This window comes from Fodinicurvata halophila (assembly GCF_042651425.1).
GTDB classification, from domain to species: domain Bacteria; phylum Pseudomonadota; class Alphaproteobacteria; order Kiloniellales; family DSM-21159; genus Fodinicurvata; species Fodinicurvata halophila.
Genome location: NZ_JBHSCW010000010.1, coordinates 48,732 through 60,130, shown reverse-complemented (window position 1 = coordinate 60,130; position 11,399 = coordinate 48,732). Strand labels below are relative to the sequence as shown.

The window sequence follows — 11,399 nt, the reverse complement described above, 5'->3', positions numbered from 1 at the left end:
TCACTATCCGTTCGTATCCGAATGAAGCTCTCGGCGTTGCGCTCAGCCGAAGCCGGGACGCTGCGGCATTCTCAAGCGCTTCAGCAGAGCGACGACCGGACAGAGCCCGGTGAATGCGGCCTGGATCAGGTGGGCCCCCATCAGGCCCGTAAGCCACAGCCAGTTGAGATTGACGTAGACCGCCAGCAGGACGCTGGCCACCACGACGAGTCCGACGATCAGCAGGATCATCCGTTCAAGGGACATGGCCGTTCACTCCGAGGACAAGGTATGCCCTCGATCATTCGCCCACGAGGCGGGAAAGTCCAAGCCTCTTTCGAGAGGGGTTGGCTCAGGCCGCGCCGCCCGCTTCGATCCGCCGGCGCAGCTCCTCGAACCAGGCGAGTCGGCTGCGCGTCTGCTCGATCTCCAGGTCCAACCAGTCGGACAGCGCCGAAGCCTCGGCATCCTGGTAGCTGCGCAGGTCGTTCAGGCGCACGCTTTCGCGATCGAAGATCTCAATCAGCAGGTCCAGCTGGCGCTGCTGCTCGTCCGCGGGCAGCAGGTGCAGGAAGCGCATCTTGATGGCGATGATCAGCTTGTTGAGGTCGTTCACCTGGGCGCGCATGTTGGCATTCAACAGCTTGCGCATCTCGTCCTGGCCGCTGTCGGTCAGCCGCAGCAGGGCGTTGTCGCTCATCCCCTCGCCCTCGACGGACTCCGCCAGACCTTCCAGCTTCAGCAGTTCCAGCGGCTGGGCCAGCAGATCGAGGGAAGGCCCGACCATGCGCTCGATGAAGTGCCGCACCTCCCCTGCCAGTTCCGCATAGTGGCGCGGCCGCTCGGCCAGCAGGCCCAGCGCCAGCACGCGGATCGCTTCGTTCGGCATCAGGCTGTTGTCGCGATACATGGGCTGTCCCTTACAGTGAGCTCGACACTTGATGAACTGAATATAGAGCAACCCGTTCCACATGTCCAGGTAAATGCGATTGATAATCGTTCTTAAATTATTCGTGTTTGTCCGCGCCGCTAAAGCTACCGAAACTTTCTGTGTCCCGGCGATGCGCAGGCCCTGTCGTTCTCCGTAAGCGCGTGTGCCGCCGGATCAGGTGCCGATACTCAAACTGGCATTCATCTTCCGCAGGACCGCCAGCACCGATTGCGCCGTGATGCGGCCTGTCTTCGGATTCTCGGACGGGATGTTCTCGATTTTCATTTCCAGGTTTGCGCTGTCCGAGACCACCTGAATGCTGTGGGTGTTGCGGGTGAGATCAGGATCCGCCCAGATCTCGAGTGTCGTTCTGTCAGGACCGACGCCCGCCAGAGACAAGGCAACCGCGACATTCAGGTTGGCAGGAAAGCCTGCGGCAGCCTCACGTGCACTGCCCTCGAAGACCTTCATGGGTTCGGTGATGCCGGTCAGATCTATGCCGTTCTTCTCGAGATATGGCGCACCCAGTAAGCCGCGAACCGGTTTGCGCGTGATCATCCGCACGGACTCGATCTTGCCTTCTGCCGCAGCCGCGACCGCATCCAGTCCCAGCAGCGCGCCCGAAGGAACGATGATTCGGCCGCCATGCGTGTTTGCAATGTCTCGCAGGTGCTCATTCTCCAGAAGGGCTCCTGCCGACAGCGCGATGACGGACTTGCCCGCCTTCAGGAATGGCGTGGCAATCTCCGAGAAAAGCGCGGAGGGCGCACATTCGATAACCAGATCCGCATGTGGCTCCAGTTCCTCGATCGGCAGAACGGGCACGCTCGCCTTGAAGCCACTCATGCGCTCTGCCGCAGCTTCGGGTGTGCGCGCAGACACAGACACAAAACGGTATCCAGGAATCCCCGCATCCAGTTCCTGCGCAAGCTTCAGGCCGATTGCGCCCAGACTGGCGATCGCGACCCGCACCTCCGGGCTCTTGCTTTCTTTCGAGGAAGCGCTATCGGTTTCTGGATGCACCATCTCACAGTACCTCTGGGATAAAAGGTTAGCTCGGGGACGCTTTGGTCACGCGGCAGGTGAGACAAAACCTATCCAGAGCCCCACAGATCCACAAACTATAAATTGGCTGTGCATAGGCGATTGACCTTGCTCCAAGTCTGGATCAGCCGAAGCAAGAAAAATGCGCCTGCTTGCGTCGTCACGCCGCCTTGCGGATCTCCAAACGCGCCCAGACATCGTTCAACGCCTGCACCAGCTGCTCGATATCGTCCGTGCTGTGCAGCGGCGTGGGCGTCAGGCGCAGGCGTTCCGTGCCGCGCGGCACCGTCGGATAGTTGATCGGCTGGACATAGATGTCATGGTCCTGCAGCAGGGCATCGCTGGCCGCCTTGCAGAGCGCGGCGTCGCCCACCAGCAGCGGAACGATGTGGCTCTCCGACGGCATGACCGGCAGGCCCGCCGCCGTCAGGCGTTCGCGCACGCGCGCCACTGCCGCCTGCTGTGCCTCGCGTTCAGCCTGGCTGTCCTTAAGATGGCGCACGCTGGTCCGCGCCCCGGCGGCGATGGCCGGCGGCAGGGCCGTAGTGAAGATGAAGCCGCTGCCATGAGAGCGCACGAAGTCCACCATGCGCGCCGAACCAGCGATGTAACCGCCGACCAGCCCGTAGGCCTTGCCCAGGGTCCCCTGGACCAGGTCGATGCGTCCCATCAGCCCGTCGCGTTCGGCAACGCCGCCGCCGCGCGGGCCGTACATGCCAACGGCATGCACCTCGTCCAGGTAGGTAAAGGCGCCATGGCGTTCGGCCGCCTCGCAGATCTTGGCGATAGGCGCGATATCACCATCCATGGAATAGACGGATTCGAAGGCCACCAGCTTGGCGCAGTCCCCGGGAAGCGCTGCCAGCTGGCGCTCCAGGTCGGCCGGATCGTTGTGGCGGAAGATCCGCTTGTCCGCCCGGCTGTGCCGAATGCCCTCGATCATCGAGGCATGGTTCATCTCGTCGGACAGCACGACGCAGTTCGGCAGACGCGCGCCCAAGGTTCCCAGCGCCGTCCAGTTGGCCACATAGCCGGAGGTGAACAGCAGCGCCGCCTCCTTGCAGTGCAGATCGGCCAGTTCCGCCTCCAGCAGGATGTGATCGTGGTTGGTGCCGGAGATGTTGCGTGTGCCGCCGGCGCCCGCTCCATGTTTGGCAAGCGCCTCCTGCATGGCGGCCAGCACCTTCGGATGCTGCCCCATGCCCAGGTAGTCGTTGGAACACCAGACGGTAACTTCACGGCCTTCGGCGGCGTCATCGCGACGCAGGGCATGGGGAAAGTTCCCCGCCTGGCGTTCCAGGTCGGCAAAGATGCGATAGCGCCCCTCGGCGCGCAGCCGCTCAAGTTCCTGCTCGAAGAAAGCCTCGTAGTCCATGAACGGAACTTAGGCCCTGGCTTGTCGCGCGCCAAGAGGCGAAAAGGTCGCGGATGCGCCCGCCCTATTCGGCCGCGACGCCGGTGCGGGTACTCCAGCTGTAGGTCTCGTCCAGGGCCTGGCCGAAACGCTCCAGCAACGTATCGATCTCCTCCTCCGAGATGATGAGTGGCGGGCAGAAGGCCAGGGAATCGCCGACGTTACGCAATATCAGGCCGTTTTTCTGGGCCGTGTCATAAAGGTGGAAGCCGACCCGCCCCACGGGATCGAACAGGCTGCGCTTGTCCTTGTCGGCCACCAGCTCCACGGCCGCCACCAAGCCGACGCCGCGCACCTCGCCCACCAGCGGATGGTCGGCAAACTGGCGCAGACCATTCTGCAGGCGCGGCGCCACCTTGGTCACGTGATCGACGATCTTGCGTTCTTCCAGGATCTTCAGGTTCTCCAGCGCCACGGCGGTCGCCACGGGGTGGCCGCTCGCCGTGAAGCCGTGGCCGAAGGTGCTGATCTTGGCGCTGTTGTCGGCGACACCCTGGTAGACCGCGTCATTGATCAGGACGGCCGACAGCGGCATGTAGGCCGAGGTGATCTGCTTGGAAACCACCATGATGTCCGGCTCGATCGCGTAGGTATCGCTGCCGAACATCTCGCCGGTCCGCCCGAAGCCGCAGATCACCTCGTCGGCGATCAGCAGGATGTCGTACTTGCGGCACACGCGCTGGATCTTGTCCCAGTAGGTCTTTGGCGGGACGATCACGCCGCCTGCGCCCATCACCGGCTCGCCGATGAAGGCGGCGATGGTGTCGGGCCCTTCGCGCAGGATCATCTCCTCCAGCTGCCCGGCCATGCGGCTGGCGAACTCCTCTTCGCTCTCGCCCGGGAAAGCGTTGTGGTAGTGATGCGGGCAGGCCGTGTGAAGGATCCTGTCGATGGGCAGGTCGAAATCCCTGTGGTTCGTCGGCAGGCCGGTCAGGCTGGCGGACGCCACGGTCACGCCGTGATAGCCCTTGATGCGCGAGATGATCTTCTTCTTGTTCGGCCGCCCCAGGGCATTGTTGTAGTACCACACCAGCTTGACGACGGTGTCGTTCGCTTCCGAGCCCGAGTTGGCATAGAAGACCTTGCTCATGTCCCCCGGGGCCATGTCCAGCAGGCGCTCGGACAGCTCGATGGAGGGTTCGTGCGATTTCTGTGCGAAGCTGTGATAGTAGGGCAGGCGCTGCATCTGCTCGGTCGCCGCCTTCACCAGGCGCTCCTCGCCGAAGCCCAGGGCCACGCACCAGAGACCGCCCATGCCCTCGATGTAGTCCTTGCCCTGGTCGTCATAGACATGCACGCCCTTGCCGCGCTCGATGATCAGCGGCCCCGTCTCCTCGTGCCGGCGGGCATTGGTATAGGGATGCAGGCTATAGGCGATGTCCTTCGCCGCAGGCGAATTGGGTCGGGTCGACATGACGGATCTCCTGTTCCGTGAAGAGAGAGGACGGCGCCCTCAGGGGCCATCCCTGCTTGTTACGGGTCCCAAGCTATACCGCCGGCCTCCGCCTGCTCAAGCCCAATCCCCGCAACGCTCTTGCGCAGCAGCTGCATGCGCTGGGTGCAGACCCTGTCCCCGTGATTTCAGTCCAGATCCACCTGGCCCGACATCGCCAGCACGCCCGGAGCGCCGCTCACCCAGGTCTCCAGCCGCGTCGGTGTCCCCGTCCCCTCTTCGGTACGGGCCGCGCAGACCTGCAGGCTGGCCGGCGCGAACACGGGGCTGCGTGCCCGGAAATCCAGGGCGGCAACGCGCCGATCCGGCGCACTGTGCCGCAGCAGCTCCACCATCAGGGTCGCCATCAGCGGCCCGTGCACGACCAGGCCGGGATAGCCTTCCTCCTGCGTTACATAGGGATGGTCGTAGTGAATGCGGTGGCCGTTGAAGGTGAGCGCCGAATAGCGGAACAGACGCACGGCCTCGGCCTCGACCTGGTGTTCCCAGAGCACCGGACTGTCGGGGACGGCGGGCGGCGTGGGTGACGCCTCGTCTGCACGCGGCGCCTCGCGATAGACGATGTCATGCTCTTCTTCGATGGCCACACCCTGAGCCCCGGAGATGACATGCTGGACCGTCACGAAAACCAGGGGGCCGGAGCGCCCTTCCTTTTCCTGGACCGACTTGATGGTCGACTCCCGACGCACCGCTTCTCCCACGAGCAGGTCTCCCGACCATCTCAGGCGGCCGCCCGCCCACATGCGCCGCGGCAGATCCACGGGCGGCAGGAATTCGCCGCGCGCCGAATGGCCATCTGCCCCCAGGTCGGAATGACGGGCGATGTCCCAGAAATAGGCCCAATGCCATAACGGCGGCAGCGGCTGTCCCTCGGCGAAAGGAGCGTCCGGGCTTTCCAGCGTCGCCCGCATCCCGTTGGCCCGCGTGGCATCCACCCGGTCCTCACGAATTTCCTGCTGTCCGATCCATGCACTCAGATCCGTCTCCGTCATCTCGCTTGGCCCCTTTCCTCGCGTCGTCCTGCCCTGGAAACCGCCAACCTCTAGCGCCTTGCACCGCTCATGACCAGTGCCCGCTCAGAAGAAATGCACCGGGGTTCTGGTCTGGCGCTCTCATTTGCTTTAGCTTCGGGAGCATGAACGAACAGACTTCCCAGATTTTTCCACGCCGGACGAATATAGACGTCCTCGTCGAGAACCTGTCACTCGAGGGCCTGAAGGTCCTCGACATCGGCTGCGGCAACGGGGCCCTGGTGCGCGCCCTCGCCAAGCGGGGAGCCGCAGCCACAGGCCTCGACCCCTCGGAGAACGAGGTCGAAAAAGCCCGGGCCGAAGACAGCGTCCGCGACGAAAGCTACATGACAGGGGGCGCCGAGGCCCTGCCCTTCCCGGACGACGGTTTCGACGCCGCCGTCTTCTTCAATTCCCTACACCATATCCCTGCCGAGCTGATGGCGGATGCCCTGAAGGAGGCGGCTCGGGTCGTGAAGACGGAGGGTCTGATCTATATCGCGGAACCGCTGGCCCAGGGGCCCCATTTCCGGGCCATGCTGCCGGTCGAGGACGAAACGGTGGTCCGTGCCCAGGCCTATGACGCCCTGCGGGCCTTCACCGCCAGCCAGTACGCTCACGAACTGCGCGAGATCGTCTACGAGGCGCCCGTGCTTTATCCGGATTTCGAGGCCTTCAAGAACAAGATCGTGGCCGCCGACGAGAAGCGGCAAGCCCGCGTGGAACAGGCGGAAGCCGACCTGAAGGCCGCCTTCGAAGGGTATGCGGAACACGAGGAGGGCCAGTACCTCTTCACCCAGCCCATGCGCGTCAACCTCCTGCAGGTTGACTGAAGAGGCTTCCAAGAGGCTCGAAACGGATGGTCCAGTATCTCTCCGCCCACCACAGCGAGGATGATCCTGGCGGCCTGATCGGCCAGGCGCTGGAGATGGGCGAAGCCTTCCCCGGCCCGGCAGAGGACCTACTGCTCTCCTGGTCCCTGCGACTGGACGACCCTCCCGCCGCTGCCCGCCGCCTCATCGTCCGGCACGGCCTCGAGCGTTCACCCGCGGGTGGCGGCCCGCGTCGCAGGCTCGTCGAACTGCTCCAGGAAACGGCCCAGACAGGCCAGGCAACCGGCACCCGGCGCCGCGGCGGCCGGCAGGCGCGCCTGCGCGAAAGCTGACCGCCTCACCGCGCGCCCTTCATGGCCTCCTGCAGGGCCTCGAAACGGGCGAGGTAGGCTGCCTTCGCGCTTTCCGGATCCAACGGCGTCAGGGGCAGGCGTTCAGGTGAGAGATCCTGGCCGCGCGGCGGACGAAACAGGTGCCGGGCCTCCTTTTCCTCGAAACCGGCCAGCTGGACCGCCTCCACATATGCGGCAGCCTGGTCGCCGCGCTTGATGCGGTTTTCGACGGTCTTCGGCAAGTCGCCGGGCAGGCCGAAGCGCAGGAAGACCGCAGAGGACAGGCGCTTTTCCAGACTCTTGTAACTCCAACCCACCGCTGCCTTGAAGGGCGAGATCAGGTCCCCCACCACGTACTCCTGGGCATCGTGCAGCAGCGCCGCCAGACGCCAGCGTGCCGGCAGATCCGGCTTCATGATCCCGCAAAGCTCCTCCACCAGCAGGCAGTGCTGGGCCACGCTGAATGCCCAATCCCCGTGCGTCTGGCCGTTCCAGCGCGCCACGCGGGACAGGCCATGGGCGATATCCTCGATCTCGACGTCCAGGGGCGAGGGATTCAGCAGGTCCAGCCGACGCCCCGACAGCATGCGCTGCCAGGCGCGCGGGTGTTGCTCAGCCACGTTTATCTCCCAGAAATTCGAACGACAGGTTTTGCGTCCGGCAAGGTAGTGCCGCCAGACAGCAGGAGCAATGGCAGGGCAGCCAAGTGCCTGGGAGGATCAGGGCTCTTCCAGATCCCCGGAATTGAGCTTGTCCACGAGGCTGTAAGCATCGATCCAGTCCCCCATGGCCTCTTCATAGGCCGCCTCCGCCTCGGTTCGGCTGGCCCCATCGGCCATCGCGTGCGCGATCAATCCTTCCTTGTCCACCTGCTCCTCCCGCTTCAGACAGGCGCCGATCTCGGCATGCATCCATTCATACAGCTGTTTGCTCTCCTCGGTCATCGTCTCGCCTCGTGACAAGAAACACGCATAGGATGTTGATTCGATCCTTGCCGTTGATACTCTTAGATGCAACCCAATCTCAGGATCTTTCCGTCCAGACAGACAACAGGAGACATTGCGCAATGGCCTTCAGCGGCGAATCCTATCCCGGCACCGTCAAGGAACGTCCCGAGGAAACCGAGGGCTTCACCCTCAATCATGCCATGATGCGGGTGAAGGACCCGGAAGTCTCGCTGGCCTTCTACACCGGTGTCCTGGGCATGAAGGTGCTGCGCAGGCTGGACTTCCCGGAGATGGAGTTCTCGCTCTACTTCCTGACCTGTCTGCAGGACGGGGACACGCCTCCGGAGGATACCGGCGAGCGGACGGCCTGGACCTTCTCCCAGCGCGGAATCCTGGAACTGACCCATAACTGGGGCACCGAGACGGATCCCGAGGCGAAGTACCACAACGGCAACGACCAGCCCCAGGGCTTCGGCCACATCTGCATCTCCGTGCCCGACCTGGACCGCGCCATCGCCTGGCTCGATAGCAACGGCGTCGACTACGTCAAGCGACCCGAACAGGGCAAGATGAAGGACGTCGCCTTCATCAAGGATCCCGACGGCTACTGGATCGAGATTATCGAACCCGGGCGCTTGAAGGGCCTGGGGCAGTGATCATGCGGAACCTCCGTGACTTGACGGCTCGCTGAACAGCAGTTTGACATAACCGCGTATCAACATGATCTGCTCCGGCAGGATCGCCGGGTTTCCGGTGGCCCGGCCCAGCACCATGCCGCCTTCGATGACGCTCGAGACCATGTCGGCGAGCCCGTCCAGATCCACCTGTTCGCGGGGTTCGTAGCGGGTCTGGATGGCCTCCAGGCTTCGCCGGAAGCGTGCCCGCCAGCCCAGCACGATGCTTCGGTTCAATTCATGCACCCTGCTGTCGAAGAGACGTTCCTGATAGCAGAAGGTGGCGACAAGACAGCCGGGTAGGGTTTGCGGAAGGTCCGCCATCGTTTCGGCCAGGAGCTTCAGTCCGATGAGAAAGGCGTGCAGCGGATCCTCGGAGAGCTCGCGGCCGCGGGTGAAGACCTCATCCAGCAGCCTTTCCTCGCGCTCCAGGTAGCGTTCCAGCAACGCCAGTGCGAGCGCGTTCTTGTCCGGAAAGTGATAGAAGAATCCGTTCTTAGTGATCCCGGCCTCGACGATCAGTTCCTCGATCGAGGTGGCCCCAAACCCCTTCGCGAGAACGGCACCCTCCGCAATCTCGAGAAGTCTCTCGCGCGTACCGACGCCCGATTGCGTGCCTGTCTCCTCCATGTACTGCACCCCGGGTCCAGTTGACACCCGCTTGGGATGCCTCCGCCCCTCCAAAATCGAGCCGGATTCCCTGTCATACTACTAATTTCCAAAGAAAACTCAACTCAGGTGCAAGTGGACCGCAAGACCACTGGAGAAGAATCCCCCGCCTTGGCACTGTCACTGAGACTCGGAGACAAGAAAATATTGGTCCAAAAGGTTGAATTTCAGAGCCAAGGGAGAATGGAATCATGGTTTCCAGTACAGAGGTCACGGGCCAGACCACGCCGTCCGGAATCGACGACTCCGTAGCACGCGCCCTCGCTTCAGGCTTCGGGGGTGATGTGCTGCACCGGGGAGACGCCGGGTTTGCCGAGGTGGCACCCGTATGGAACGGCATGATCGAACACACACCGACCCTGATCGCCCGCTGCAGCTCCGCGCAGGATGTCTCCAGGGCCGTGCGTTTCGCTGCCGACAACAACCTGTATCCGGCAGTCAGGGGTGGCGCCCACAACATTGCGGGGACCGCAACCTGCCGGGATGGACTGGTCATCGACCTCTCGCCCATGCGGGAGGTGACCGTCGATCCGCAGCAAGGACGTGCGTGGGCCGGGGGCGGAGCCACCTGGGCCGATCTCGACCGGGCAACCCAGCCGCATGGCCTGGCGGCTCCCGGGGGACTGGTCTCGAAAACCGGCATTGCCGGATTGACGCTCGGCGGCGGGCTCGGCTGGCTGCGCCGCAAGCATGGCCTCAGCTGCGACAATCTCGTCGCAGCTGAGGTCGTCACTGCGGACGGGCAGATCTTCACGGCCAGCGAGAAGGAGAACAGCGACCTGCTCTGGGGCCTGCGTGGCGGCGGCGGCAACTTCGGTGTCGTGACGAAATTCGAGTATGCGCTGCACCCCGTGGGCCCGGAGGTAATGTTCTCCTTCACCCTCTATCCCCTGGAGAGCGGCCGGCAGGTGCTTCAGGGCTGGCACGAATTCTGCCAGGCCGCGCCGGATGAGGTCACGTCGATCGTCCTCTGCGGTACCGTCCCGGAGGAAGAGCCCTTTCCACCGGACATCCATAGACGGCAGTTCGTCGCCCTGGCCACGATGTACGCCGGGCCAGTGGAGGATGGCCGACGAATCCTTTCACCCCTGCAGGCGCTTGGAGAACCGCTGTGCGACTTCAGCAGTCCCGCGCCCTATCTGGAGATCCAATCGAACTTCGACGGCGATTACCCGGACGGCCGCCGCTATTACTGGAAGTCTCTCTATCTCAAGCAGTTCGACGAAACCGTGATCGACCAGGTATTGCAGCTGGCAGCCGAACGCCCTTCTTCACTTTCCACCGTCGACGTCTGGCAGCTTGGCGGCACAATGGGCCGCATCCCCGCCGATGCCACGGCCTTCGGCGATCGCGGCGCCCCTTACCTGCTGGGCGTGGAATCGAATTGGGACGACCCTGCAGAGGACACGCGCAACCGGGACTGGACGCGGGCGGCCTGTGCGCGAATGGAACGTTTTTCGAACGGCAACTCCTATCTCAATTTCGAACCGGACAGCGTTCCGGTCGAGCAGGACAGCGCGAGAGAGCAGCGCCTTTGCAGGCTCAAGCGGCTCTACGACCCCGACAACCTGTTCCGGCAAAACCACAACATCCGCCCTGTCTGAAGCGGTGAAATTCCGACCGGCGAATCGGGAAGAAATGGGAGGCAGTGACTTTGGAACACGGCTGCCGCGCTGAACTCCTCCATCCGTTTCCGTTGCCGAAAATTGACGGATATACCCCTCTACCTTGTCCGTTCCGCCGGCTGGCAGGGCATGGGTTTTCCCCGCATGCTTTGAGGACCAGGTCCGAGAGGAGCTGGACAGGTCATGAAAGGGAGGGAACCGCCATGCCTGAATACGTTATCGAACGGGAAATACCCGGTATTGGCCGCGCTTCGGCGAAGGAACTGAAGGAAGGTGCGGAAGCTTCCTGTGCCGCTCTGCGCGAAGTCGGACCGGAGATTCAGTGGGTTCACAGCTATGTGACAGACGACAAGTTCTACTGCATCTTCCGGGCGCAGAACGAGGACCAGATCCGCGCTCATGCGCAGAAGGCCGGTGTCCCGGCCGACAGCATCTCGCCGGTACGCGGAATGCTCGATCCGACTGCGGCGGACTAACTCACCTCTGCC

At 63.5% G+C, this 11,399-nt stretch carries 14 protein-coding genes; 5 read left to right on the top strand and 9 right to left on the bottom strand.

The features are described 5' to 3' along the window. Window positions 1–42 precede the first annotated feature (42 nt). The 6 genes from ACFOW6_RS15430 to ACFOW6_RS15405 form a co-directional block, all read right to left on the bottom strand. On the bottom strand, window positions 43–246 hold the full coding sequence (locus tag ACFOW6_RS15430; protein ID WP_382423320.1) for a YgaP-like transmembrane domain: 204 nt from the start codon (window positions 244–246) through the stop codon (window positions 43–45). Between the two features lie 85 nt (window positions 247–331). Further along, the gene (locus ACFOW6_RS15425) at window positions 332–889 is read right to left on the bottom strand and encodes a hypothetical protein (protein WP_382423319.1); all 558 of its coding nucleotides are present in this window, start codon (window positions 887–889) and stop codon (window positions 332–334) included. Between the two features lie 195 nt (window positions 890–1,084). After that, window positions 1,085–1,936: an aspartate dehydrogenase gene (locus ACFOW6_RS15420; protein ID WP_382423318.1), complete on the bottom strand. Its 852-nt coding sequence runs from the start codon at window positions 1,934–1,936 to the stop codon at window positions 1,085–1,087. A gap of 178 nt (window positions 1,937–2,114) precedes the next feature. Beyond that, complete coding sequence (hemA, locus tag ACFOW6_RS15415) at window positions 2,115–3,329, bottom strand: 5-aminolevulinate synthase (protein WP_382423317.1); 1,215 nt, start codon at window positions 3,327–3,329, stop codon at window positions 2,115–2,117. 64 nt (window positions 3,330–3,393) lie between these two features. Continuing rightward, window positions 3,394–4,782 carry an aspartate aminotransferase family protein gene (locus ACFOW6_RS15410; protein ID WP_382423316.1) on the bottom strand — a complete coding sequence of 463 codons (1,389 nt, stop codon included), beginning with the start codon at window positions 4,780–4,782 and terminating at the stop codon, window positions 3,394–3,396. Window positions 4,783–4,949: 167 nt separating this feature from the next. Next, complete coding sequence (locus tag ACFOW6_RS15405) at window positions 4,950–5,813, bottom strand: FAS1-like dehydratase domain-containing protein (protein WP_382423315.1); 864 nt, start codon at window positions 5,811–5,813, stop codon at window positions 4,950–4,952. A 143-nt stretch (window positions 5,814–5,956) separates the two neighbouring features. Between ACFOW6_RS15405 and ACFOW6_RS15400 the strand changes: the two genes are divergently transcribed. Beyond that, window positions 5,957–6,664 (top strand): class I SAM-dependent methyltransferase, encoded by a 708-nt coding sequence (locus ACFOW6_RS15400; protein ID WP_382423314.1) that lies wholly within the window; start codon window positions 5,957–5,959, stop codon window positions 6,662–6,664. 26 nt (window positions 6,665–6,690) lie between these two features. Then, entirely contained in the window at window positions 6,691–6,996 is a 306-nt protein-coding gene (locus ACFOW6_RS15395) for a hypothetical protein (RefSeq protein ID WP_382423313.1), read from the top strand. A 5-nt stretch (window positions 6,997–7,001) separates the two neighbouring features. Here ACFOW6_RS15395 and ACFOW6_RS15390 read toward each other — a convergent pair whose 3' ends face one another. Then, a complete protein-coding gene (locus tag ACFOW6_RS15390; protein WP_382423312.1) occupies window positions 7,002–7,616 on the bottom strand; it encodes an HD domain-containing protein in 615 nt (204 codons plus the stop codon). A 99-nt stretch (window positions 7,617–7,715) separates the two neighbouring features. Then, window positions 7,716–7,940 carry a hypothetical protein gene (locus ACFOW6_RS15385; RefSeq protein WP_382423311.1) on the bottom strand — a complete coding sequence of 75 codons (225 nt, stop codon included), beginning with the start codon at window positions 7,938–7,940 and terminating at the stop codon, window positions 7,716–7,718. Between the two features lie 122 nt (window positions 7,941–8,062). Between ACFOW6_RS15385 and gloA the strand changes: the two genes are divergently transcribed. Next, window positions 8,063–8,599 carry a lactoylglutathione lyase gene (gloA, locus tag ACFOW6_RS15380; RefSeq protein WP_382423310.1) on the top strand — a complete coding sequence of 179 codons (537 nt, stop codon included), beginning with the start codon at window positions 8,063–8,065 and terminating at the stop codon, window positions 8,597–8,599. Here gloA and ACFOW6_RS15375 read toward each other — a convergent pair whose 3' ends face one another. Continuing rightward, entirely contained in the window at window positions 8,600–9,247 is a 648-nt protein-coding gene (locus ACFOW6_RS15375) for a TetR/AcrR family transcriptional regulator (RefSeq protein WP_382423309.1), read from the bottom strand. 230 nt (window positions 9,248–9,477) lie between these two features. Here ACFOW6_RS15375 and ACFOW6_RS15370 point away from each other — a divergent pair, with 230 nt between their 5' ends. Together ACFOW6_RS15370 and ACFOW6_RS15365 are read left to right on the top strand one after the other, a co-directional pair. Then, entirely contained in the window at window positions 9,478–10,890 is a 1,413-nt protein-coding gene (locus ACFOW6_RS15370) for an FAD-binding oxidoreductase (RefSeq protein WP_382423308.1), read from the top strand. Between the two features lie 224 nt (window positions 10,891–11,114). After that, window positions 11,115–11,387 (top strand): DUF4242 domain-containing protein, encoded by a 273-nt coding sequence (locus ACFOW6_RS15365; RefSeq protein WP_382423307.1) that lies wholly within the window; start codon window positions 11,115–11,117, stop codon window positions 11,385–11,387. Window positions 11,388–11,399 lie beyond the last annotated feature (12 nt).